The organism is Nocardia sp. NPDC055321 (assembly GCF_053645575.1).
The window spans coordinates 103,463-127,869 of sequence record NZ_JBSHMS010000006.1; the positions used below are offsets into that span (position 1 = coordinate 103,463).

Genomic DNA, 24,407 nt, shown 5'->3' on the forward strand with positions numbered 1-24,407 from the left:
CCCGCGCTCGCCGGGCGGCGAGGTGACGCTGCAGGCCCCGCCGGAGATCCCGCGCGCCGTCCCGGCGAACCTGTTCACCAAGCTCATGCCGCTGGTCATGGTGGTCGGCATGCTCGGGATGGTAGCGCTCATGTTCACCTCGGGCAGCGGGTTCGCGTCCAACCCCATGAGCCTGATGTTCCCCATGATGATGGTGTTCTCCATGGTGGGCATGTACGCGGGGCAGGGCGGGCGGGGGCAGAAGGCATCCGAGGCGGACGAGGACCGCAAGGACTACCTGCGCTATCTCGACCAGGTCCGGCGCGACGTGGCCGAGACCGCCGCGCAGCAGCGGACCGCCATCGAATGGAGCCACCCCGCGCCCGGTCTGGTCTGGATGCTCGCGGGCACCACCCGCATGTGGGAGCGCCGGCCCGGGGACAAGGACTTCTGCCATGCCCGCATCGGGCTGGGCAGCCAGCGCCTCGCGACCCGGCTGGTGGCGCCGGAGACCGGTCCGGTGGAAGAACTCGAACCGATAGCCGCGGTGTCGCTGCGGCGCTTCGTCCGGACGCATTCGACGGTGCCGGATCTGCCGACAGCCATCGCGGTGAAGGGCTTCGCGAGCATCGCGCTCACCGGCGACCGCGCCCAGTCCCGTGAGCTGACCCGGGCGATGCTGCTGCAACTGGCCATGTTCCAGGGCCCGGATCAGGTGCTGATCGCCGTGGTCTGCGGTCCCGATACGGCCCGCGAGTGGGAGTGGGCCAAATGGCTGCCGCACACCCAGCATCCGGACTCGATCGACGGCGTCGGCAGTGAGCGCATGGTGTACGGATCCATTCGCGAGATGCACGCGGGACTGCATCCGCTGCTGTTCAACCGGGTTCGGTACTCGCGCAATCAGCCGCCGGATCCGAATCTGGTGCAGATCGTGCTGGTGGTGGACGGCGGGCTGCTGGAGTCCGAGGAAGATCCCCTGCGCGACAGCGGTTTCGAGGGCGTCACGGTGATCGATCTGTGCGGATACGCCCCGCGGCTGGCCGTCGCGCGCGGTATCGGGTTGGTTGTCGAGAACGGCGAATGCGCGGGCCGCGGCGCGAGCGGTGCGATGGAACGATTCGCGAGCATCGACCGCATCGGCGTGCGCGAGGCCGAACAGGCGGCGCGCAGGCTCGCTCCCTACCGGGCCGCGATCCAGCGCACCGGTGATACGGCGGGCGATGCGGGCGAGGTCATTTCGAGCTGGTCGCAGCTGCTCGGCCTCGGTGACATCGGCGCGTTCACGCCCGAGACCGCCTGGCAGCCGCGGTACGGGCGCGAACGCCTGCGGGTGCCGTTCGGCGTCGGCGCGGACGGCCTGCCGGTGGTGCTCGATATCAAGGAGGCCGCCGAGGGCGGTATGGGACCGCACGGGCTGTGCATCGGCGCGACCGGTTCCGGAAAGTCGGAATTCCTGCGCACCCTGGTGCTTTCGCTGATCGCGACGCATTCCCCGGACCAGTTGAATTTCGTCCTGGTCGACTTCAAGGGCGGCGCGACCTTCCTGGGACTCGAAGGCGTCGCGCACGTGGCGGCCATCATCACCAATCTCGAGGAAGAGGCCGATCTCGTCGATCGCATGCGCGACGCGCTGGACGGGGAAATGAATCGTAGGCAGGAAGTGCTGCGTGCGGCGGGCAATTTCGCCAATGTCTCCGATTACGAGAAGGCCCGGGCCGCGGGCGCCGATCTGGATCCCCTGCCCGCGCTGTTCGTCGTGCTCGACGAGTTCTCCGAATTGCTGTCCCAGCACCCCGATTTCGCCGAACTGTTCACCGGAATCGGGCGCCTGGGACGTTCGCTGCACATGCATCTGCTGCTGGCCTCGCAGCGCCTCGAGGAAGGGCGGCTCAAGGGGCTGGAAAGTCATCTCTCCTATCGGATCGGATTGAAGACTTTCTCCGCCAACGAATCCCGCCAGGTGCTCGGGGTGCCCGACGCGTACAGCCTGCCCGGCAACCCGGGCGGCGGCTATCTGAAATCCGATTCCGGGGAGATCGTGCGGTTCCAATCCGCCTATGTCTCCGGGCCGTACACCGGCGCCGGCGCGACCCACGATCCCGGTGCGGCCACCCGATCCGGGGATATCGAGGTGACGGCGCGGCCTTTCACCGCGGCCCACGTGGATTTCCGTGCCGCCGACCGGATTCCGCCGCCCGGACCGGCGGAGCCGGTGACGCCGCAGCCGCCCGCCGAGGAGATCTCCAACCTGCGCATGCTGGTCTCGCGGGTGCGCGGGCACGGTCGCCCGGCGCACGAGATATGGCTGCCGCCACTGGACGCGGCGCCGACGCTGGATGAACTGCTGCCGCGTTCGGTGCTCACCGGCGATTGGAACCGGACCGCGACCCTGCGCGCGCCCATCGGCCTGGTGGACCGGCCCTACGATCAGCGCCGCGATCCGCTGGTCGTCGACCTGTCCGGATCGCGGGGCAACGTCGCGGTGGTGGGCGGCCCGCAGTCGGGCAAGTCGACCGCACTGCGGACGCTGATCATGGCCATGTCGCTCACCCACACCGCCGAACAGACCCAGTTCTACTGCCTCGATTTCGGCGGCGGCACGCTGGTCGGGCTCGAGGGCCTGCCGCACGTGGGCGCGGTCGCCTCCCGGATGGAAGCGGACAAGGTTCGGCGCACGATCGCGGAGATGGTCGCCCTGGTGCGCCGGCGCGAGGCCCGATTCCGGCAGCTCGGCATCGAATCCATGGCCGAGTTCCGGCGGCTGCGCGCGCCGGATTCGCCCGGGGAGAACGCCGCGCCCGACGGCGCCGCGGCCCGGGCGGCGGCCGGCGCGCAGGAGGATCCCTTCGGTGACGCCTTCCTGGTGATCGACGGGTACGGCACCTTCCGCCAGGAATTCGACGCGCTGGAACAGACCGTCATGAACCTTGCGGTGCAGGGCCTTTCGTACGGCGTGCACGTGGTGATCTCACTGGCCCGCTGGCCGGAGGCGCGGCCCGCGCTCAAGGATCAGATCGGCACCCGGATCGAACTGCGCCTGGGCGACCCCATGGATTCCGATCTCGGGCGCAAGTTCGCGGCGCTGGTGCCCATGGGTCGTCCCGGTCGGGGCATGACCGCGGATCTGCTGCACATGCTCACCGCGCTGCCCCGCGTCGACGGCGAATCCGCACCGGAGACACTGGGAACGGGCGTGGCACAGGCTGTTTCGGAGATCTCCCAGCGCACGCCCGGTCGCGCCGCGCCGCGCGTGCGGATGCTGCCCGATCGGCTGCCGTACGCGGATCTGCTGCGGCTGGCGGAAGACTGGCCCGCCGCCGCGGACCCGGCGCACAAGAACATGCGCTTTCCTCTCGGCATCGACGAGGCCGAATTGGCCCCGGTGTACCTGGATTTCGCGGCCGGTCCGCATTTCGTGGCCATCGGTGATTCCGAGAGCGGCAAGACCACCCTGCTGCGGTCGATCGTGCGGTCCATCTGTGCCGCCAACACCCCCGATCAGGCCCGCGTCATCATGGGCGACTATCGGCGCACCATGCTCGGCACCGTGCCCGCGGGCTACCTCGCGGGCTACGGGTCCACCGCGCCGGAGTTCACCCGGCAGATGTCCGACCTGGCCGCCTACGTCAGCCAGCGGATGCCCGGACCCGACGTCACCCCGCAGCAGCTGCGCGACCGCTCCTGGTGGACCGGGCCCGAGCTGTACGTGGTCGTCGACGACTACGACCTCGTGGCCACCGCGACCGGCAATCCCCTGCACGCGCTCCTGGACCATCTCGCGCACGCTCGAGACCTGGGCTTCCACCTCATCATCGCCCGCCGGTCGGGTGGTGCGGGCCGGGCGATGTACGAGGCCACCCTCAACCGCCTCAAGGAGCTGAACTCCGCAGCCCTGATCATGAGCTGCAGCCGGGACGAGGGCGTCCTGTTCGGCAACACCCGCCCGTCCCTCATGCCCCCGGGCCGCGGCACCTACGTGACCCGGTCGGGCGAGGAGTTGATCCAGCTCGGCTGGTTGCCCGCAGACTGACCTACCCGGCGAGTCACTAACGCGGAACTCCCCCCGCCCGTAGTTCGCGGCCCGCCCGGTTCTGGACTGAGTGGAGCGGGGGAGCGAAGCGGAGGAGCGGAGGGAGGGAAGAACCGGGCCCAGAGGGCCGCGAACCCGCCGGAGCGAAGCGGAGGCAGAAAATTCAGATCAGAACAGCCCGGCGAGGGCGGTGTCTTTCGCCTGGAGTTCGGCGTTGCCCGTGCGGACCAGGGTGCCCGCGCCGCTCAGGGTGGCGTTGAGCTGGCCGACGTGGGTGTTCCACATGCGCTGCATGTCGGCGAACGCCTCGTTGGCGTCACCCTTCCAGTGGTTGGTGACGAACTCCTCGACGGCGCGGTGGAACGCCTCGAGCTGGTCGCGAATGTTCTCCGCGCGGCGGATGACCGAGTTCGCGCCGTCGGCGACGCCCTCGAACTGTGCGGAGATGATCTGACCGTTGGATACGGCTGCCATGGTGGTGTCCTTTGCTGATGGGTCGAGTGGGAGAGCGGCGGCCTAGATCGGCGGTAGATCGAGGCTCGAGGTCTGGGCCTTGACCTGCGCCTCGTAATCGCGGTCGTGCTCTTCGTAGTTCGACCCGACCTTGATCAGGTTCTCGGTCGTGACCATCAGCTTGTCGTTGAGCTTGTCGGCCTGGAAGTAGTACCGCTCCATGAACGCGTTGAAGGCGTTCCGCGCGCCACCCTGCCAGTTCGAGCCCACGGTCATCGCGTCCTCGTCGCGCTTGAGGTCGGCGATGAGATGCATGAGCGTCTCGTGGGTCTGCTTGAACTCCCGGGCCTTGGCCTGAATGAGCTCATTACTGGCTTCGAATGCACCGGCCACGGTGCCTCCTCTCGATGACGGGCGGACGAGCTCTACATCTTGATTGGACGTAGGTCACTGCCCGACGGTTCCACCCCTGTTCAGCAATTCGCCAGCACCCTAACCGAGGAGGGCTGTAGCTGACCAGAGCCGATGGGTCAGGGGTGAGAAGGTCGACTCGAGAGGCTGCTCACAACACCGTTACCAGGAACTATTCGCCATGAGGGCGTACTGGGCCGCCGCTCGCTGGTGAACATCGGTGATCTGGTCGCTCTGAACGGCGGCCACGTACTGCCGGTAGGCAACCACGCAGCGGTAGCGCTTCAGCCCGCTGGCGGAGTCCTTCGGGGCCTCACCGCACGTGGTGTCGGGGACGTTGGCGGGCGCCTCGGCGGGCCCGGTGTGGTTGGCCGACAAGATGGCCGCGCCGAACCGGATCGCGGCGTCCGCGTCCGCGGTGCGGAACAGCGTGGTGGTGCCCTCGTAGGACGCGCCGGAGATGGCGAAACGATCGACCCCGTTCTCCTGCAGCACCTGTCGCCAGTGCGCCTGGTCCGCGACCCGGTGTAGATACGCGCGCTGCTCGAAGACGGCCTGCTGCCCGAAGTCCGGGAGTCCGATGCCCTGGATGTTGAGCGTCTGGCGCAGCATCTTGTCCGGATCGTACGGCTGGCGCAGCACGGCCTCGGTGTCGAGCGGCCGCAGCGCGTCCAGCAGCGGTAGCTGGGCGTCGAGCACCTGCTCGGCGAGCGCGGTCAGCTGATCCTGCTCGGGATCCTGAACGCCGACGTACAGGAAGAGAACGTAGCTGCCGCGCGCGATGCTGACGCCCATGCTCGCCACTCCGGGCCGCCAATGTGCCAGGGCCGTAGGGTGCTTCGCCAGGGAGACCCGCTGATTGTCGGCGGCGGCGATCGCGAAGTCCGCCTCTTCCAGTTCGGTCGCGGCCCGGGTGGCGGTCGCCTCGTCCGGGAACTGCATGACGGTGACGGTGGTGAACGGACTGCCCTCGGGAGCCGCGCCCTTGACCGGCTCCTGCTCGCTGTGGCCCACCGCCACACCGAATTTCATGTTGTTGCGGGTGAGGACGGGCTCGGTGACGTCGGCCAGCACCTTGGTGGCCTTGTCCGCGGTCAGGAACGGGACTATCCCGGTGCCGTACTTGAACCGCGCGTTGATCTCGGGACCGGTGACCACCTGGTTCGCGAGCCGCATGAGCGCCAGGTTCAGGCCCTTGGCGAGGTCCGGGTTGTAGGTGTACCGCTCCTCCAGCGGACCGGTCGCGTACTTGCCGACATCGAAAGCGCGCACATCTGTTTCGCCCGGTGTGGCCGAGCCCGCGACGGTGCAGCCCGCGAGCGCGAGCCCGGTCAGCGTCGCCGCCGCGGCATGACGAATACGTCGTGAAAGCATGAGAAATCCCCCGGCACCGTGTCAGTGAGCGTTGACCAGAATGGCGTACTGCGCGGCGACGCGCTGTTGCGCGTCCTTGAGCTGCAGCGCGGACACCTGCGCGGCGTAGCGGCCGTGCGAGACGTAGCAGTAGTACGGAATGTCGGCCGCACCCGGGCCGGAGTACTTGCGGCACTGCGCGTTCGGCAGGTTCTCCGGACTGTCCGCGCGTTTGAAGAGCCGGGTGGTCGAGCTGAACTCGGTGACGATCTCGGCGGCGGCATCGGCATCGCGGGCGCGGAAGAGGTAGCCGCCGTTCCAGGCCACCCGGTCCACGCCGGTGCGTTCGAGCAACTCTGCGGAGTCGGCGCCCTGCACGACATGCCGTCCGCCGTGCGCGTCGAAGACCCCGGGCGTGCCGAGCTGCGCCGAATCCAGCGCCGTCGTGGCCAGCGTCCGGCCCAGGATCTGGTCGGGGTCGATCGTCAGATTCATGAGCTGATCCTTCGGCGTCGCCTGGAAAGCGTTCAGCGCCGGGGGAATCACCTCCAGGGCGCTTTCCACGCGGGTGGTGAGCTTGCCCAGATCCCGGGTTTTCGCCTCCGCCATGAGGTTGTCCCACACGTAGGTGAAGATGACGAATTTGCCGGTGGCGTACCAGGATCGGATGACGCCCTTGGCCGGATTGCTGTCGGCGTGCACGATCGCGCCGGGGTACTTGGCCAGTTCCACTCGTTCGTTGCCGGCGGTGGATTCGAAGTCCAGGCGGCCCAACGCCTGTGCGGCGGCACTCGCGGCGGCGTCATCCTCGAACAGCATGACGAGGTTGTCGTATTCGTAGGAGAGCGCCGGATATTCGTCATCGGATTTGCCGCTGCTGACGAAGCCCACGACGAACCCGGGCGCGGCATCGTTCAGCGCGGCGGGCGCGGCGTTGGTGCGCGATTTGATGGCGCGCGAGGAGAAGTCGATGAACGTGCGCACCACGACGCTCGCGGCCTGCGCCGGGACGGTGACCTCGGGAATGACCTCGGACGGCAGCGGCACGGTGTTCGCGAGCCGCATCGCCTCCACCGCCTTGGCCTGTTCGATGCTGGTCACCCTGTCGTAGGTGACCGGCTGGGTCGGCAGGCTGCCGACGTCGAGCGTGGCCAGATCCACCTCTGGTTCGCTCGCCCCCGAACCGTCCCCGGACCCGCAGGCGGCGGTGCATCCGAGTGTCAACGCGATTGCGGCGGCCACGACGGACCGCCCGAACTTACGCACAATTCCCTCCCCGGTAATCGGGGGTCACCCTACTCGATGCCGCCGCGCAGTACCGGAATCAATCGGGCGAGCAGCAGTTCCTCGGTACGCGGTCCCCACTGCTGGAAGGCGGTGACGGCGGTGGGGTCCTCGAGGTCGATCACCCTGCCGCGCGCGCCGATGATCTCGGACGGCGACACCACGGTGGGCTGCCCGCCGCGCACCTTCTGATTGCCGTGCAGCGCCAGGACATACGAGTCCGCGGGCGTGCGCAATTCGCTCGGATCCTCTGTCCGGGGCGAGATCTCGGCGTCGCGCGGGGCGTACGCCGGGTTGTAGACGAAGCCGAGGTTTTCCAGGAAGCGGGCCTGCGGAGATCCGCCCAGGTAGACCCGGTAGCGCTCCTCGGCGGTGTGTTGTGCGAAGTCGACGACGGTGATCGTCTTGCCCTGGAAAGCGGGGTTCTCCGCGCGGGCGGTCTCCAGCGGCGACGGGGTGGCGCTGGTGGCAGGTGTGGTCCCCGGACCGGAGTCACCCGCACCGCCGATCGCGTACACGCCGAACCCCGCGGCGGTCGCCACCGCGACGGCGGCCGCACCCAGGCCGAGCCGCAAGCCGACACGACGTTCGCGCGTAACGGCGGCCGACCGGTGCGGATCGATGTCCGAGGCGGCTTGCCGGGGCGGATCGATGTCCATGGCGACGGGCGCGGCGGGTACCGATCCGTTGTGTCCCAACGCCTGTGGTCCCGTGTTCCCGGTGACGGTGGGATGCGTGTGCGTCGACGCGGCCGGATCGCCGGTTCCGACCCGATGCGGGCCGTCGAAACCCGGTGTGCCCGGACCAGTGTGCCCGGCGGTGGTGTGTGCGGCGGTCTCGGCCGTGTGCGGGTCATCCGGCGCTGCCGCGGAAGTTGTTGCCGGTGCACCGTTTTCGCTCGGCCGGCGCGGGGGAGCGGTGTACCAGGGTGCGCTCGGCGACGTGATGTGGGAGGCGCGGTACCCGGGAACCAGCACCTCGGCGGCGGCCTCGGTGAACTCCCGGCAGGAGCCGTAGCGCGCGGCCGGGTTCTTGGCCAGCACCCGGGCGAACACCGCGTCGATCGCGGGCGGCAGGCCGGGGCGCACCGCGGTGGCCCGGGGCGGCGGTTGATGCAGGTGGCCGAGCATGACCAGGGACGGTTGCGCCGCGGGATAGGGATTCTGGCCGGTCAGCAGCTTGTAGAACGAGCAGCCGAGGCTGTAGACGTCCGAGCGCGGATCCAGCGGCAGGCCCGCCAGCTGCTCCGGCGGGGCATAGTCGATCGTCGCCACGAAACTGCCGGTCTTGGTGAGCTCGACGGTGTCGGCGGTGCTCTTGGCGACGCCGAAATCACCGAGCAGCGCCCGTTCCTCCTCGCCGTCGTGCTGGGCGAGCAGGAAATTCGCGGGTTTGACGTCGCGGTGCAGCAGGCCCGCGCGGTGCGCGTGGTCCAGGCCGCGGCCGACCTGGGACGTAATGGTCAGTGCGCGAAGAGGTGTCATACCCGCCGGGTCGCGCCGCAGTTCGGCGGCGGCGTCGCTGCCTCGGACGTACTGCATGGCGATCCAGAGGTGGCCGTCCTCCTCGCCGCGATTGTGCACCGCGACGATGTTCGGATGATCCAGGCCCGCAACGACATCGGCCTCGCGCTGGAAGCGCCCGCGGAACTCCCGATCGTGTGAGAGCTCGCCGGAGAGCACCTTGAGCGCGTCCATGCGCGGCAGGCTCGGATGCCTGCCGAGGTAGACCGTGCCCATCCCGCCGGAGCCGAGCACGCTGACGATCCGGTACCCGCCGAGCAGGGCGCCGGCACGTAGCGTCATAGACTCGGCTCCTGGATCATCTCGCGGGCGGCACGGCGGGTGGTGCGCTGGCGAGCCTACCGATTACAGGCTGTTCGCGAGGAGCGCGTACTGCGCCGCGATCTTCTGCCGCACGTCCGGTTCGTCGTCGCTGCTGACCACGCCGACGTAGCGCTTGTAGGTCACGTAGCAGCGGTTCTTGTACTCGGTTTCGGTGTCGCCCTTGCTGTTCAGCTGTACACACTTGGCGCCGGGGACGTCGTTGGGCGCGCCGATGCTGTCGTAGTGATCACTCTCGTCGGCGACCAGCGCGTCCAGCAGCGCCGTCGCGCCGGCGTCGTCGCGGGTGCGGATGACCGACGCGGTGTCCACGGTGGCGATACCGTCCGCGCCGGACGCGTTCACCGCCTGCTGGATCTTGCCCTGGTCGTTGGCGCTGTGCACGATCTTGGTCCCGCCGTAGGCGGCGAAGGTGCGCGGTTCCGGTGTGCCGTCGCCTCGTTCGGCGACCACGGCGCGGGCCAGCAGGTCGTCCGGATCCACCTCGAGCTCACCGAGATTGGACTCGGGGGTGGGCGCGAACTTCGCCAGCACCGGGACCTGGGCGTCGAAGGTCTTGCGGACCCAGTCCAGCAGGTCCTTCTCGTCGGCGGCGGGGCGCTGGATGAACAGCGAGATCACGAAATCCTTGTAGGGCAGGAACGCGCCGATCGTGGGTATGCCCGGCCGCCAGTGGATGAAGGCGTTCGGATACTGGCTCAGCGTGAGCTTCTTGTTGAGATCGGGCGCGACACCGAAGTCGGCGTCCTCGAGCTCGCTCGCGGCGGTCTTGGCGGTGCGCTCGTCCCCGAAGCGCAGCACCATGTTGGTGATGGTGGTGGCGCCCGCCGGATCCGGCTTGCCCGGCTCGTCGACCTTGTCCGAGCCGCTGGCGGCGAAGGCGGTGATCAGCTTGTTGCGGTCCAGGACCGCGCGCGAGGGCGCCGCGAGAGCGACCTTGGTGGCGTCCTCGGTACTCACCGTGGCCCGGCCGCCGCGACCGTAGGTCAGCGACGGGTCGATGGCGACCGTCGGCACCACGGCATCGGCCATCCGGAAACCCTCGAGCAGCGCGCCCTGGCCGTCAGCGTCGCGCGGGTAGATGTACTTGTCGACCGGGTAGGAGCCGACCTCCAGGGTGCGGACATCGAGTTCGCCGGCGACCGGCGTGCCCTCGATGCTGCCGCAGGCGGTCAGCAACAGCGCGGTCAGTGACAGACAGGCGGCCAATAGTGGTGTGCGCGCTGTGCGAACCATGTCAGGTCCTCGTTCCTCCCGTACGGTGCCATCAAGGTAGCGGACGAACCCGGCGGCCGGTGGGCCGTCGCGCATCGTCGCGCTTCCTACCGCTCATCGTTCGACGGCGGCCCGGACGTAACGAAACCGGCCACGTAATCTGGTGCGTGTGCTGAACATCCCGTGCCGCGCGAACATCGGGGGCCGGTTCCATTGATGGATCGGCAGGTCGAGGTTGTCGCGGGCAATCACATCGTCGCCCGGGTGGCCGGTGCGGTCATCCTGGTCGCGCACCGTGAACAGGGCGCGCTCACCGCGCGTTCGCGGGCGTTCGCGGCCGCGACCGCGCTGTCGGATCTGGTGGCCGAGGCCACCCGCCTGGCCCCGGACGGGCCGGGCAGGCAGGTCGCGCGCCAGGCCACCCGCTGGCTGATGAAGGACGCCGAGCGCATCTCACCGGGTGAACCGATCGAGTTCGGCATCCTGTCCGCCGCCGAGACGGGCGGGGTGGCGATCTTCCTGCACGGGTCGGTGACCGCCGTGCTGGCCGGGGAACAGCTCGAGTACTACCGCGGCAGCGACGCCGCCTTCACCGTCGACCGGGTCGCCGCCCATCCCGCGCGGGCCGCGGCGCTGCTCACCGACGCGGGCAAGCGCCGGGCACCGGAGCTGCCCGAACGCGGAATCGGTTCGCTCATCGAGGGTGTGGCGGTCGCGGGGGGCGCGGTCGTCTGGTTCGAGGGCGCTCCGGTCACCTCCTGGCGGCCCGCCGAGGGCGCGTGGTCCGTGGCGTCCGGCGCGGCTCGCGCGCGCGGTCCCGTCGTGCCGCCGCCGCCCACCGCCTCCTTCGACCCCGAACCGGAATCGACGCCGCGGGCGGCGGATTCGCGGGCGGACACCGATCTCGCGCCGACCCGCACCTCCAATCGCATTCCCACCGAATCCGATACCGAGCTGGGCGAACCGCCGGCCACCGCCGGATTCGAACCGAACACCGACGCACTGCCCGCCACCGCGGGATTCGACCCGACCGCCGAATCACCCCGCGCGAGCGCGGGATTCGATCCGCATCGCGCGCCCACCGAGACCGGTGGCACCAACCCCGCGCCGAAACCCGATCCGGGACTGCAGCGCCGGCTGGAGGCGACGGCCAAGGCGGCCGCGCTGACCACGAAGGTGCTCGGATTCAAGTGCGCGCGAGCGCATCCCAGCGATCCACGCGCCGCGTTCTGCTCGGTGTGCGGTATGCCGGTGGATCAGACGCAGCAGGTGTCCGAGGTGATCCGGCCGCCGCTGGGCATGCTGGTGCTCGACGACGGCATGACCTACATGCTGGCGGCCGACGCCGTCGCCGGGCGCGATCCGGAGTTCTCCGACGCCGCCCGCGGCGGCCTGGTGCCCTTGAAGATCGACGACAATTCCGGCGGCATGTCCCGCGCGCACGCGGAGATCCGGCTGGTGAACTGGGATGTCACGGTGCTGGATCGGGGCTCGACCAACGGCACGCGGGTGCGCCTGCCGGGGTACCGGGACTGGGTGCGGCTGCAGCCCGGCCAGCCCATGACGCTGATCCCCGGCGCGGAGATCATGCTGGGCAATCGCATGCTGCGTCTGGAACCGGTCGCGCCCCCGCCCTTCGGCTGAGCCCGGCTAGCTGTAGCGGGACGTGCAGGTGTTCTGGGTGCCCAGGACGCCGGCGCGGAAGGCGTCCACCCGGGAGAAGCCGCTGGGGACGGTGTTGCCGTCGGTGTCACTGGCGGCGAGACCGTCGGTGAGCAGCCCGGACACCGCCTCGTCGAGGTCACCCGGCGACAAGCTGATGTCCCCGTCACTCTTGGATCTGTTGGGATCGGCCAGTTTTCCGGTGATCACCCCGGCCAGGCAGGCCGCGCGCAGTGCGGTCTTGGCGCCCTTGAGTTTCTGGCCCTCGTTCTGCTGCACCGCCAGCGCGTACCGCGAGATGAACACGACGTACGCGGTGAAATCACCGGTCACCTTGACCGGAAGACCGTCCTGCTCATCGGTATTGGCCTGCCCGCGATCGCGCAGCGCGGAGAGATCGGTGCCGATGGTGTTGGTGGCCGGGCAGTAGGTCACCGGCACCGTGTCCTTGCCGTTGCGGCACTTCAGGGTCGCGCCGTCGTAGGTGTACTCGGGCGCCTCGTCGATCGGCATGATCGCGGCCATCGCCTTGGTCAGCTCGTCGAGATTGCCACGGTCCACCTCGGATTCGCCCATGGAGGAGTCGTTGCCGAAGGTCTGCGGCAGATTGCCGCGCCTGCGCTCGATCTCGTCGGTGTCGATCGCCTTGCATGCCTTGGGCCCATCGGTGAAACCGACCTGCACCGCGGTCACCCGCTCGAACGCCGAACCGTGCACGCTCTCGGGATCCTCGGGATTGTCATCGCGAATGGCGACGGTCGCGGCCAGCACGGCGTTGAGCCCGTCGGAGGTGTTGATGGTGAAATGCTTCGACTTGCCCTCGGCCACATGGCGAATGAACGCGCCCGCGAAGCAGTCCGCCTGCTGCTCCTTCACGATGGTCGGGGTCTTGCGGCTCACGATCTTGGCGATGCTCTGGATGGCGTGCCCGTATTCGTGGGCGATCACGGTGACCACCGACATCTTCCCGAAGGTCTCCTGCACCGCGGGCAGCAGCACGGTGCGATCCCAGCCGATGGTGTGGTCGAGGCTGCAGTAGGCGGCGTTGACCAGCCGGTACGTGCTCTCCTCGCAGAACTGGACCTGTTGCGAGCGTGGGGCTTTCGCGCTCCAGGACACCAGGTTGGTGACCCGGACGAAATCGCCCTCGAAGTCCTTGCTGAACTCGCTGCTCCAGTAGGACTCGAGGTCCTCGATCGCGTTCATGACGAGCCGGTCGATATCGCCGTCGTCGGTGTTCACCGCGCGGAGCGGATTGTCGGGCACCCCGCCGCGCGGACCGCTGGGACCGCTGGTGGTGGGCAGTCCCGCGACCTTGAACGGATCGTCGTAGATCGAGACCGCCCGGCCGGGAACATTGCGGGTACACCCGCCGAGTACCACCGCGATACAGGTGAGCAGGATCAGCGTCACCGTCGCCCGGCGCATCCCCACGTCCACTCCCTCACGGTCCTGCCCTGTTCCGCCCCACCGGCCGAACGCCCGCGCACGCGCGGTAGGGCGATTCGAGCCCACCGCATATTATCCGCCGCCCGGCCCGCGGCCCGGGCCAGCCGCCCGATCGGTCATCGGACCGGCGGTGATTCGACGCCGGCGCCGCCGCGCGTGAGGCAAACCGTGATCCGCCCTCGACCGCCTCGAGACTCATCTGGCTCCGGACGAGGTAGCCGGTAGTATCCGGGCCATGTCTTCACCGGGGGCGCAGCAGATCACCGTGCGTCATGAAGGAACCGATCGGGTCTTCGACGCAAGTCAGCAGATCACCATGGGGCGGGCGCCCGAGGTCACACTGTTCGTGGACAGCCCGCTGGTTTCGCGAGTACACGCCACACTGTCCTGGCGGGGGAACGGGTGGGTGCTCGCCGACAACGGCAGTACCAATGGTGTTTTCGTCGACGCGCGCCGGATCGGCCAGCCGCTGACCATCGACCGGCCCGTGCAGGTGCGGCTCGGCGACGCGATCACCGGACCGCTGCTGCACCTGGTGCCGCAGGGCGCGCAGCCGCAGTACCGGCCGCCGGCGCCGCAGCGCCCGCCGACGCCCTCGCACGGCCAGCCGCAGCAGCGGCCGCCGCAACAGCCGCAGTACCGTCCGCCCGCACAGCACCGGCCGCCCACACCCGCGCATCCGCAGCAGCCGGTGCAGCGCCCGCCGCACTCGGCACAGCAGCCCGTGCAGCGGCCGCCGACAGCGGGCAACCCGATGCCCTCGGCCGGAATGCCCTCCGCGCCGCTGCCTTTGCACCCGGACGCCCCGGCCAACATCAACATGACGGCCAAGGCGACCATCTCCGCGACCCCGCCGGTGCGCGCCCGCGCCGGAACCGGCCCGGCCGCGCGGGCCGATCGAATTCCCGCCAACGGCTTGCACATCGGTCGTACCAGCGACAACGAGATCGTCGTCAACGATCCGCTGGCCTCGCGCCGGCACGCCCGCCTGGTCTCCGATCGCGGCAATCTGGCCATCGAGGATCTGGGTTCGGCCAACGGCACCTTCGTCAACGGCCGCCGCGAACAGCGCACCGCGCTGCGCGAACGCGACATCGTCACCATCGGCAACATCGACTTCGTCGTCCAGGAGGGCACGCTCGTCCACCGGCAGCGGCCGGTCGCCGAGCAGGGCCTGCACGTGCACGGGGTCAGCTTCACCGTCGAGGGCAACAAGCAGTTGCTGGTCGACGTGAACCTGCAGGCCGGGCGCGGCACCCTGACCGCGCTCATCGGCCCCTCGGGCGCGGGCAAGTCGACGCTGTCCAAACTCATCGCGGGCAACACCCAGCCCTCGGCCGGCGTGGTCACCTTCGAAGGGCGCGGCCTGCACGCCGAGTACGAAGCGCTGCGCTCGCGCATCGGCATGGTGCCGCAGGATGACGTGCTGCACCGTCAGCTCACGGTCAAGCAGGCGCTGGGCTTCGCCGCCCAGTTGCGACTGCCCCCCGACACGACCAAGGCCGACCGCAAGCGCGTCATCGACGGTGTGCTGGACGAGCTTTCGCTGACCCAGCACGCGGACACCCGCGTCGATCGGCTCTCCGGCGGCCAGCGCAAGCGCGCCTCGGTCGCCATGGAATTGCTCACCGGCCCCTCGCTGCTGATCCTGGACGAGCCCACCTCGGGCCTGGACCCGGCGCTGGACCGCCAGGTCATGACCATGCTGCGCGAGCTGGCCGACGCCGGGCGCACCGTCATCGTGGTCACGCATTCGGTGGCCTGCCTGGACATGTGCGATCAGGTGCTGCTGCTGGCGCCCGGCGGCAAGACCGCGTTCGCCGGGCATCCCGGCAGCGTGCGCGATTTCCTCGGCACCAGCGACTGGGCCGAGATCTTCGCCCGCGTGGCCGAGGATCCCGATCGCGCCTTCGCCAATTACCGTTCCCGCCAAGCCTTCGCGCCCCCGCCGCCCGCGGTACAGCAGGGCCAGCGCGCCAAGCCGCCGAAATCGAGTTCCTTCAAACAGTTCTCGACGCTGTCGCGCAGGCAGATACGACTCATCTTCGCCGACCGCGGGTATCTCGCCTTCCTGCTGATACTTCCGTTCGTCCTGGGCGGGCTGTCCCTGGTGGTGCCGGGCAAGAACGGCTTCCAGAAGGGTGGCTTCACCCAGATGCCGGACGGGTCGTTCGTCAACACCGGCGGCAGTGAAGCGCAACAGCTCCTGGTGGTGCTCATCCTCGGCGCGTGCTTCATGGGCTCGACGCTGACCGTCCGCGATCTGGTGGGCGAACGCGCCATCTACTACCGCGAGCGCGCGGTCGGACTGGGCTCGGGCGCGTACCTGATGTCCAAGGTCGTGGTGTTCAGCCTCGCGGCGCTGCTGCAGGCCGCGGTCATGATGGGCATCGTGCTGGCGGGCAAGAAGCGGCCCGGACCGGGTGTGGTCATCTCGGCGGGCAGCGCCGAGCTGTACGTGGACATCGCGCTGACCGCGGTCACCTGCGTGGTGGTCGGTCTGCTGCTGTCCACCCTCGCCAAGTCCAACGAACAGGTGATGCCGCTGCTGGTCGTCACCATCATGTGCCAGCTGGTCATGGCCGGCGGCATGATCCCGGTGACGGGGCGCGTTGTGCTGGAACAGGTTTCGTGGCTCTTCCCGGCCCGCTGGGGCTACGCCTCGGGCGCCTCCACCATCAACATCCGCGACCTGTTCGCCAGTGCGCAGCCCGACGCGCTGTGGAAGCACGAACCGGGTATCTGGTACCTCGACGTGGCCATGCTGGTGGTGCTCACCATCGTGTTCTCCCTGCTCACCTGGTCTCGCCTGCGTTTGAAGAAGACGGCGGCGTGAGCACTGCGAGCGGGCAGCCGCGCGCTTCGCTGCGCGAGCAGGCACACTGATGGCTGTGACAGCTCGAGTAGGGGCAGTGCATCTCGGCTGGGACGTGGTCTCGGTGGCCGCCGGCGGCGGCAGCGCGGCGATCCGCCCGATCCAGGTCGAGGGCACCTACACCCCGCCCGCCTATCTGCTGGCGGACGCCTCCGGCCGCCTGCACACCGCCGGGGTCGACCGCCGCCCGGACGTCGGCATCGCCATCTCCGACGTCCGCGACATCCTGGGCCATCCGCAGATCGTGGTGGCCGGGGCGACCTGGCCCGCGGACCTGGTCTTCCGGGCGCGCCTGCACAATCCGCTGGCCGAGATCGTCAAACATCTCGGCGGCCCGGCCGACGTGATCGCGGTGCCGTTCCCCGACGAATGGCCCGACGCCAAGGTCGAGGAGTTCATGCGCCTGGTCGAGCAGCTCGGCGTCGTCGCCGAACCGCTGCCCGAATCGGTGGCCATGTCCGGCTATGTCCGCGCGCTCGGTCTGGTGCGCGCACCCGGGCGGGGTCCCGCGGTCGGGGCGACCGGCGTCTACTCCGACGGGCGGGAATGCCTGGTCGTGGCGGTGGACGGGGACGACGAGCAGCCCACCGAATCGGTGAGCGTGCGCATCACCCCCGAGGCGCTGCACCAGGCCCGCGCCGCGGACAACGTGGTCATCGAGGTCATGGCGGCCGCGCGGGCGGTGGGGGCCGACACCTCGACCGTGCTGCTCGCGGGCAACGTGTGCTTCAACGACGCCATCCGGCTGGCGTTCCAGAACCATCTCGGCCACCGGTTCCAGGTGGCCGATCATCCGATGCACGCGCTGGTGCTCGGCGCGACGCATCTGCTGGTGAACGACACCGAGCTGGCCGAGGGGCTGGCGGAATCCGGTGCCGGGCTAGGGGACTCGGGCACGGCCGCGGATCGGGCTCCGGTCGCGCCGCCGGCGCAGCCCCCCGTGACTCCGGCGGGACAGCCCCCGGTGGCTCCCGCACCGCAACCGTCGGGCTCGGCGGCTCCCGCTGCCCAGGCCTCCGCCGCCGCCCAGGCTCCCGCGGCCCAGGACGCCCCCGGCCGGCCCGCCGCGCCCGCGCAGGGCACACACGGCCCGGCCGGTGAGGGTGGACCCGGGCAGGCGGCCCGCTCCGGTGGGCAGCCGCGGCACGGCCGGCCCGCACCCGCGGGTCCGCCGTCCGGGCCGATCGGCAGGCAGCCCGCGGCCGCCGGTCCGGTCGAGCAGGGACCGGCGCAGGGCGATGCCTCCGGCGTCGAGGAGACGCACCGCATCACCCCCGAGGAACTCGCGCAGACACCCATCGCCTCGCGCGGTGGCCTGCCGCCCGGGCTGGCGGGGGTCGGCGGGCGCTTCACGCGGCCGCCGGGCACGCCCGCCGACGATCAGATGACCTCCGTCATGGGACGCGATCCGCAGCAGCCCGGAACGCCCGGTGCGTTCGGTCCCGCCCAGCAGGGCGGGCAACCGGGCGGCCAGGGCTATCCGGGCTACGGCGCTCAGGGCCAGCAGCCGGGGTATGCCGGTGGTACGCCGGGATATTCGGGCCCGCAGCAGGGTGCGCCGGGGTCCGGCGCGTACGGCGGCCAGGGCGGCTACGGCCAATCCGGTGGCGGGTACCCCCAGCAGGGCGGATACGGCCAGGGCGGCGCGGGATACGGCCCGCAGGGCGGGCAGTCCGGCGCCGAACAGGGCGGCTATCACCCCGATGCCGGCGGACGCGGGAGTTTTGCTGGGAGTTCCGGAAACGCTCCTGGTCAGGCCGGGTCGATGTACGGTGGGTCGATGCCGTCCAGTGGGTCGCGTCAGAATCCGCAGTCGTCGGAGGATGTTGCCGGGCAGTCGGATTCGGAGTCCGGCGCCGCGGGGGACCGCGCGCCGCGCAAGGGCAAGCTGTGGAAGAAGATGAAGGGCAACCTGTTCGGTACGCCCATCATCGTCGGCGCCGCGGCCCTCACGGTCCTGGGCGGCTATTCCGATTCCGCGCCACCGCAACTCGTGGCCTCCTGGGACGCACCGCTCGCTCCCGGCCACGCGTGGGACCTGACCCGGCTGATGAACGACGCCTGCGCGCTCACCCCGTTCGCCGTGCCGCCGACGCCGGGCGTCACCGGCGTCGAGGTCCCCGAGCGCCCGCAGTGCCTGACCCAGGGCGTCGACACCCTGCGCTACACGATCCCGGGCCCGGTCCGGGGCAAGGACCCGGGCCCGCCGCTGCACATCTAGCGGTCGCTACCGCGATCAATCCACCGCAGGGCGGCGGGTGGGAGGAACACCTTGCTGTCCGTGGCCCGTCTCGTTCTGGACTGAGTGGAGCGGGGGAGCGAAGCGGAGGAGCGGAGGGAGGGAAGAACGAGACTTCGGGGGCCACGGACCCGCCCGGAGCGCAGCGGAGGGCCATAAGGTACTGTTCACCGTTGGCGTGCGGTACAGCCGGGGTTACTCCTGGCCGTCGCACGAGTCCCGGGTCTCCACCAGCCGCCGGGATCGCTCGACCACACGCCTGGCTGGCACCACATACGACAGACAGGGAACGACTGTGCCTACGTACAGCCCCAAGGCGGGTGACGTGACCCGTAAGTGGTACGTCATCGACGCCACTGACGTAGTGCTCGGCCGTCTTGCCGTGCAGGCCGCTGGCCTGCTGCGCGGCAAGAACAAGCCGACCTACGCGCCGAACGTCGACGGTGGCGATTTCGTCATCATCATCAACGCCGACAAGGTTGCCATCTCCGGCAACAAGCGTGAGAACAAGTTCATCCACACCCACTCCGGGTACCCGGGTGGTCTCACCTCGCGCTCGGTGGGCCAGGTCCTGGCCAGCCGTCCCGACCGTCTGGTCGAGAAGGCCGTCAAGGGCATGATCCCCAAGAACAAGCTGGGTAACGCCATCGGCGGCAAGCTCAAGGTCTACGCAGGCCCGACGCACCCGCACGCCGCTCAGCAGCCCATCCCGTTCGAGATCAAGCAGGTGGCCCAGTGACCGCTCCTGAGGAATTCGCCGACGACTACGTTGTCGAAGACACCACCGTCGAGGTCGTCGAGGAGGGTGACGGCTACGAGGCCGAGTACTCCGCCGAGGAGACCTTCGCCCCCATCGTGATCGACCGTCCGGTGCAGACCGTCGGCCGTCGCAAGGAGGCCGTGGTTCGCGTGCGCATGGTGCCGGGTACCGGCAACTTCGTGCTCAACGGCCGCACCATCGAGAACTACTTCCCGAACAAGGTGCACCAGCAGCTGGTCAAGTCGCCGCTGGTGACCGTCGAGCGCACCGAGTCGTTCGACATCTACGCCCGCCTCGTCGGCGGCGGCCCGTCCGGTCAGGCCGGCGCGCTGCGCCTGGCGATCGCGCGTGCGCTGATCGAGGTCACCCCGGAGGATCGTCCCGCCCTCAAGCGTGCCGGCTTCCTGACCCGTGACCCGCGTGCCACCGAGCGTAAGAAGTACGGCCTCAAGAAGGCCCGTAAGGCGCCTCAGTACTCGAAGCGCTGATATCACGCCGTACGGCAATACCGTGCCCGGTCTCTGCGGAGGCTGGGCACGGTACGGTTCGGGCGGCGTTTCGCGTGGCTGCGATGCGGTGCGACCGCATCGCGCCCACGCGCCCGGGAATGATCCCGAGAGCAGGCTCCCGGCAACGGTTTTCCAAATCGCTGCTACCCCCGCGGTCCGGTGTTATCCGATACGTTTCGTGTCGGGTATCCCGTTCGGCGGGTGGGTTCGGGTGCCTGCTTTTCTGTTTTCCACCGATCAGGGGTGAGGTATGGGACGTTTGTTCGGCACCGACGGTGTCCGCGGGCTCGCCAACGACTCGTTGAGTCCGGAACTGGCGCTGCGGGTCTCGGCCGCGGCGGCACAGGTTCTGAGCAGGGGTAAGAAGCGCGCGCTGGCAGTGGTCGGGCGCGATCCCCGCGCGAGCGGCGAGATGCTGGAGGCGGCGGTCATCGCCGGGCTCACCTCGGCGGGCGTGGACGTGCTCTCGGTCGGCGTGCTGCCGACCCCCGCCGTCGCGTATCTGACCGGGGTGTACGACGCCTGCCTCGGCGTCATGATCTCCGCCTCGCACAATCCCATGCCGGACAACGGCATCAAGATCTTCGCGGCGGGCGGCCACAAACTCGACGACGCCATCGAGGACCGCATCGAGGCGCTCATGGCCGACGGCGGCTTCGCCCGGCCCACCGGCGCGGGCATCGGGCGGGTGCTCGGCAAGCCGGGACAGCTCGAGGAGGGGCAGCCCGCCTACAGCCTCGAGGGCACGCACGAACGCTACGTGGAGCACCTGGTCGAGGCCACCGGCCGCGATCTGGGCGGGCTCACCGTGGTGGTGGACTGCGCGCACGGTGCGGCGTCCGAGGTCGGACCGGCCGCCCTGCGCGAAGCGGGTGCGACGGTCATCGCCATCAACGCCGAGCCCGACGGGCTCAATATCAACGACGCGTGCGGCTCCACGCATCTGGACAAGATCCAGGCCGCGGTGCGCGAGCACGGCGCGGACCTCGGCCTGGCCCTGGACGGCGACGCCGACCGCTGCCTGGCCGTGGACGCCACCGGCGCGGTGGTGGACGGCGACGCGATCATGGCGATCATCGCCCTGGCCATGCGCGATGCGGGTGAACTGGCACAGGACACGCTGGTGGCCACCGTGATGAGCAATCTCGGATTGCACATCGCCATGCGCGAAGCCGGAATCGTCGTGCGCACCACCGCGGTCGGCGACCGCTACGTGCTCGAGGAACTGCGTCGCAGTGGGTACACCCTGGGCGGCGAGCAGTCCGGGCACGTCGTGCTGCCCGCGTTCGGCACCACCGGGGACGGGGTGCTGACCGGGCTCAAGCTCATGGCACGCATGGCCGAAACCGGCCGCGCCCTGGCCGATCTCGCGTCAGTGGTGACCACCGTGCCGCAGGTGCTGGTGAACGTTCCGGTCTCGGACAAGGCCGCCGTCGCCGTCGCGCCCGAGGTGCTGGAGGCGGTCGCGGAGGGTGAACGTCAGCTGGGGGACACCGGGCGAATCCTGCTGCGGCCCAGTGGAACCGAGCAGCTGGTGCGGGTGATGGTCGAGGCGACCGATCCCGAGCACGCCAACCGGCTGGCCGGCGATCTGGCGAAGCTGGTCGCCGCGGTCTGATCCGAGCTCGATCACGTCGAGGCCCGCTGCCATGTTGGGCAGCGGGCCTTTTCGATATGTGGGGCTGTGCTGAGCTGGGCCGGGGCGTGTTGGGTCAGGCGTTCCCATGCCCGAGCCGGGAGTGCTGCGTCAGGTGTTACCGCGCCGAGGTGGGCGTGCCAGGTGTGGGTCGCGCGTCGGTGGCGGGCCGGTGGTGCCGGGCCGGATCACTGCCCCTCGGTGAGCCGGCCCGCGTCCAGGTGCCAGCGGCGGGTGGCGCGGACGTTGTCGAGCATGCGGCGGTCGTGGGTCACCAGCAGGACTGTGCCGGTGAAGGATTCGACGGCCTGTTCGAGCTGCTCGATGGCGGCCAGATCCAGGTGGTTGGTGGGCTCGTCCAGGACCAACAGGTTGACGCCGCGCGCCTGGAGCAGAGCCAGGGCGGCGCGGGTGCGCTCGCCGGGGGACAGGGTGTCGTTGGGGCGCAGCACATGTGGGCCGCGCAGGCCGAACTTGGCCAGCAGGGTGCGAACCTCGGCCTCGGGCCAGTCGGGGATCAGAGCGCTGAAAGTGTCCGCGAGCGTGTCGTTTCCGCGGAAGAGGCCGCGGGCCTGATCCACCTCGCCGATCGCGACGCCCGAACCCAGTGCGGCCGTGCCGCTGTCGGGGGCGGTCTTACCCAGCAGCAGCGCGAGCAGGGTCGACTTGCCGGCACCGTTGGCTCCGGTGAGCACGATGCGATCGCCGTAGTCCACCTGCACCGTCACCGGGCCGAGCGTGAAATCGCCGCGGGTGACACTCGCGCCGTTCAGCGTCGCCACCACCGAACCGCTGCGCGGCGCGGCGGCGATGGACATGCGCAACTCCCACTCCTTGCGCGGCTCCTCCACCGCTTCGAGGCGTTCGATGCGCCGCATCGTCTGCTTCACCTTGGACGCCTGCTTCTCGGTGGCTTCCGCGCGCGCCTTGCGGCCCAGCTTGTCCGAATCCTGTTTGCTCTTGCGGCGGGCATTGCGGACGCCGTGCTCCATCCAATTGCGCTGCATGCCGGCGCGGGCTTCGAGTCCGGCCTTGGTGTCGGCGTATTCGTCGTACGCCTCGCGCACGTGACGGCGGGCGATCTCGCGCTCCTCCAGATACGACTCGTAACCGCCGTCGTACTGGCCTACCTGCTGCTGCGCCAGATCCAGTTCGACGATGCGATTCACGGTGCGCGCCAGGAACTCTCGATCGTGGCTGATGACCATGAGGGGCTCGCGGACGCCGGTCACGAACTGCTCCAGGCGGGCCAGGCCGTTCAGATCCAGATCATTGGTGGGCTCGTCCAGCAGCAGAATGTCGAAGCGGGACAGCAGCACCGAGGCCAGACCGGCGCGGGCGGCCTGGCCGCCGGAGAGCACGGTCATGGGGGTGTCCAGGCCGTGCGGGAGACTGTCGGTGAGCCCCAGTTCGGCGGCGATCTCCTCGGCGCGCTGTTCCAGATCCGCGCCGCCGAGAGCCAGCCAGCGTTCGAGCGCGGGGGAGAACTCGTCCTCGCCGCCCTCGGCCAGGCGTTCGGCGGCGGCGTCCATCGCCAGCTGCGCGGCGGCGACCTCGGTGCGGCGGCGCAGGAACTCCAGCACCGATTCGCCCTCGACGCGTTCGGGTTCCTGGGTGAGGTAGCCGACCGTGGCATCGGGCGGGCTGAGGGTGATCTCGCCCTCGGGGGCATCGCCCTGCGCGAGCATGCGCAACAGGGTGGACTTGCCCGCGCCGTTCACCCCGACCAGGCCGATCACATCCCCGGGCGCCAGCACGAGATCGAGGTCGGCGAACAGGGTGCGCTCGCCGTGTCCGGCGGCTAGGCCGCGCGCATGCAGAGTGGTGCTCACCTGCGAGATTCTGCCGTGCTCAGGGTTTCACCCTGACTTCGGCCCCGCCGAAGTTCAGGGTCGGAATCGGGTGCGGGACCGATGCGCGGGGTGGTCCGGAACCGGAGAGTGGAGGTATGACAACACCGATCACCACCCAGAAGCGTCTCACCCGTTCGAGCCGGGACAAGTGGATCGCCGGCGTGTGCGGCGGCCTCGCCGAGTACTTCGGCTGGAGCCCCGGCATCGTCCGACTGCTCTTCGTGCTGTCCTGCCTGCTGCCGGGACCGCAATTCATCCTGTACCTCGTGCTGTGGCTGGTTATTCCGAAGCGTTGATTCATCCACAGGTGGCGAGTTATCCACATTTGGTATGAAGGCAATGCGGGGAGGGCTCGCGGGTGACAGGATGAGATCCACGTCACAGTGGAGGAGTTCGCATGGTCACATCGGGTGATCTGTCCGGGGGTTTGGATCTGCCGAATCTCGACTCGCATTCCGAATTGGGCGCGCTCGGCGCCGTGGAGCTACAGCATCCGACCCAGGACATCGACGGGGACGGCCTGCTGGACACCGTGACCACCAACAGCGACCGCGCCATGCACGTCTGGACCGATATGGATCACGACGGGTATGTCGATCACGTCACCGTCGTGGACAGCGGCGGGGCGTACGCGGCCTGGGAATTTCACCATCATCCGGACGGGTCCACCGAATGGGTGCGCACCGACGCCGGGCGCCTCGGGGGGTGAGATGCGGCTGGGCGGGGATTCGCGTCCGGCTGAATCGAGTTGCCGCCGAGGCTGATCCGAACGGCCTCGGTGGTTATTGCCGGACGATGGACCGGTCGGCCGGGGCAGGACTGTGAACCGGTCGGCTGCTGTCTGGTGAGAGA

Annotated in this window: 17 protein-coding genes; 9 read left to right on the plus strand and 8 right to left on the minus strand. The window is 69.5% G+C overall.

Annotated features, from left to right (window positions below; genetic code table 11):
- The first annotated feature begins 22 nt into the window (after positions 1-22).
- Positions 23-4,012, plus strand: coding sequence for a type VII secretion protein EccCa (gene eccCa / locus ACWIGI_RS11790; protein ID WP_454202347.1), 3,990 nt, complete (start codon positions 23-25; stop codon positions 4,010-4,012).
- A gap of 168 nt (positions 4,013-4,180) precedes the next feature.
- Here the strand turns inward: eccCa and ACWIGI_RS11795 are convergent, their stop codons facing one another.
- The 6 genes from ACWIGI_RS11795 to ACWIGI_RS11820 form a co-directional block, all read right to left on the minus strand.
- Positions 4,181-4,486 carry a WXG100 family type VII secretion target gene (locus ACWIGI_RS11795; RefSeq protein WP_454202348.1) on the minus strand — a complete coding sequence of 102 codons (306 nt, stop codon included), beginning with the start codon at positions 4,484-4,486 and terminating at the stop codon, positions 4,181-4,183.
- A gap of 42 nt (positions 4,487-4,528) precedes the next feature.
- Positions 4,529-4,858 (minus strand): WXG100 family type VII secretion target, encoded by a 330-nt coding sequence (locus tag ACWIGI_RS11800; protein WP_454202349.1) that lies wholly within the window; start codon positions 4,856-4,858, stop codon positions 4,529-4,531.
- Positions 4,859-5,038: 180 nt separating this feature from the next.
- Entirely contained in the window at positions 5,039-6,250 is a 1,212-nt protein-coding gene (locus tag ACWIGI_RS11805) for a DUF7373 family lipoprotein (RefSeq protein WP_454202350.1), read from the minus strand.
- Positions 6,251-6,271: 21 nt separating this feature from the next.
- Positions 6,272-7,390: a DUF7373 family lipoprotein gene (locus ACWIGI_RS11810; protein ID WP_454202351.1), complete on the minus strand. Its 1,119-nt coding sequence runs from the start codon at positions 7,388-7,390 to the stop codon at positions 6,272-6,274.
- A gap of 134 nt (positions 7,391-7,524) precedes the next feature.
- Complete coding sequence (locus ACWIGI_RS11815; protein WP_454202352.1) at positions 7,525-9,318, minus strand: serine/threonine-protein kinase; 1,794 nt, start codon at positions 9,316-9,318, stop codon at positions 7,525-7,527.
- Positions 9,319-9,381: 63 nt separating this feature from the next.
- Positions 9,382-10,593: a DUF7373 family lipoprotein gene (locus ACWIGI_RS11820; RefSeq protein WP_454202353.1), complete on the minus strand. Its 1,212-nt coding sequence runs from the start codon at positions 10,591-10,593 to the stop codon at positions 9,382-9,384.
- A 195-nt stretch (positions 10,594-10,788) separates the two neighbouring features.
- Between ACWIGI_RS11820 and ACWIGI_RS11825 the strand changes: the two genes are divergently transcribed.
- Entirely contained in the window at positions 10,789-12,216 is a 1,428-nt protein-coding gene (locus tag ACWIGI_RS11825) for an FHA domain-containing protein (protein WP_454202354.1), read from the plus strand.
- Between the two features lie 6 nt (positions 12,217-12,222).
- Here ACWIGI_RS11825 and ACWIGI_RS11830 read toward each other — a convergent pair whose 3' ends face one another.
- Positions 12,223-13,662, minus strand: coding sequence for a metallopeptidase (locus ACWIGI_RS11830; protein ID WP_454202564.1), 1,440 nt, complete (start codon positions 13,660-13,662; stop codon positions 12,223-12,225).
- Between the two features lie 256 nt (positions 13,663-13,918).
- Between ACWIGI_RS11830 and ACWIGI_RS11835 the strand changes: the two genes are divergently transcribed.
- The 5 genes from ACWIGI_RS11835 (at position 13,919) to glmM (ending at position 21,684) form a co-directional block, all read left to right on the plus strand.
- Complete coding sequence (locus tag ACWIGI_RS11835; protein WP_454202355.1) at positions 13,919-16,519, plus strand: FHA domain-containing protein; 2,601 nt, start codon at positions 13,919-13,921, stop codon at positions 16,517-16,519.
- Between the two features lie 55 nt (positions 16,520-16,574).
- Positions 16,575-18,779: a hypothetical protein gene (locus ACWIGI_RS11840; protein ID WP_454202356.1), complete on the plus strand. Its 2,205-nt coding sequence runs from the start codon at positions 16,575-16,577 to the stop codon at positions 18,777-18,779.
- Between the two features lie 313 nt (positions 18,780-19,092).
- Positions 19,093-19,536 carry a 50S ribosomal protein L13 gene (gene rplM / locus ACWIGI_RS11845; protein ID WP_354990186.1) on the plus strand — a complete coding sequence of 148 codons (444 nt, stop codon included), beginning with the start codon at positions 19,093-19,095 and terminating at the stop codon, positions 19,534-19,536.
- Positions 19,533-20,045 carry a 30S ribosomal protein S9 gene (gene rpsI, locus ACWIGI_RS11850; RefSeq protein WP_454202357.1) on the plus strand — a complete coding sequence of 171 codons (513 nt, stop codon included), beginning with the start codon at positions 19,533-19,535 and terminating at the stop codon, positions 20,043-20,045. The genes rplM and rpsI overlap by 4 nt, the downstream gene beginning before the upstream one ends.
- Positions 20,046-20,316: 271 nt before the next feature.
- A complete protein-coding gene (gene glmM, locus ACWIGI_RS11855; RefSeq protein WP_454202358.1) occupies positions 20,317-21,684 on the plus strand; it encodes a phosphoglucosamine mutase in 1,368 nt (455 codons plus the stop codon).
- Between the two features lie 206 nt (positions 21,685-21,890).
- Here glmM and ACWIGI_RS11860 read toward each other — a convergent pair whose 3' ends face one another.
- On the minus strand, positions 21,891-23,534 hold the full coding sequence (locus tag ACWIGI_RS11860; RefSeq protein WP_454202359.1) for an ABC-F family ATP-binding cassette domain-containing protein: 1,644 nt from the start codon (positions 23,532-23,534) through the stop codon (positions 21,891-21,893).
- 116 nt (positions 23,535-23,650) lie between these two features.
- Here ACWIGI_RS11860 and ACWIGI_RS11865 point away from each other — a divergent pair, with 116 nt between their 5' ends.
- Both ACWIGI_RS11865 and ACWIGI_RS11870 read left to right on the plus strand, forming a co-directional pair.
- Positions 23,651-23,851: a PspC domain-containing protein gene (locus ACWIGI_RS11865; RefSeq protein WP_454202360.1), complete on the plus strand. Its 201-nt coding sequence runs from the start codon at positions 23,651-23,653 to the stop codon at positions 23,849-23,851.
- A 101-nt stretch (positions 23,852-23,952) separates the two neighbouring features.
- Entirely contained in the window at positions 23,953-24,264 is a 312-nt protein-coding gene (locus ACWIGI_RS11870) for a DUF6802 family protein (RefSeq protein WP_454202361.1), read from the plus strand.
- Positions 24,265-24,407 lie beyond the last annotated feature (143 nt).

Bases quoted from the DNA above. Each gene is read 5' to 3' on its own strand.
- ACWIGI_RS11865 (WP_454202360.1), top strand. From the start codon at position 23,651: ATGACAACACCGATCACCACCCAGAAGCGTCTCACCCGTTCGAGCCGG.
- ACWIGI_RS11835 (WP_454202355.1), top strand. From the start codon at position 13,919: ATGTCTTCACCGGGGGCGCAGCAGATCACCGTGCGTCATGAAGGAACC.
- ACWIGI_RS11805 (WP_454202350.1), bottom strand. From the start codon at position 6,250: ATGCTTTCACGACGTATTCGTCATGCCGCGGCGGCGACGCTGACCGGG.
- glmM (WP_454202358.1), top strand. From the start codon at position 20,317: ATGGGACGTTTGTTCGGCACCGACGGTGTCCGCGGGCTCGCCAACGAC.
- ACWIGI_RS11820 (WP_454202353.1), bottom strand. From the start codon at position 10,593: ATGGTTCGCACAGCGCGCACACCACTATTGGCCGCCTGTCTGTCACTG.
- ACWIGI_RS11825 (WP_454202354.1), top strand. From the start codon at position 10,789: ATGGATCGGCAGGTCGAGGTTGTCGCGGGCAATCACATCGTCGCCCGG.
- ACWIGI_RS11830 (WP_454202564.1), bottom strand. From the start codon at position 13,662: ATGCGCCGGGCGACGGTGACGCTGATCCTGCTCACCTGTATCGCGGTG.
- ACWIGI_RS11795 (WP_454202348.1), bottom strand. From the start codon at position 4,486: ATGGCAGCCGTATCCAACGGTCAGATCATCTCCGCACAGTTCGAGGGC.
- ACWIGI_RS11815 (WP_454202352.1), bottom strand. From the start codon at position 9,318: ATGACGCTACGTGCCGGCGCCCTGCTCGGCGGGTACCGGATCGTCAGC.
- ACWIGI_RS11870 (WP_454202361.1), top strand. From the start codon at position 23,953: ATGGTCACATCGGGTGATCTGTCCGGGGGTTTGGATCTGCCGAATCTC.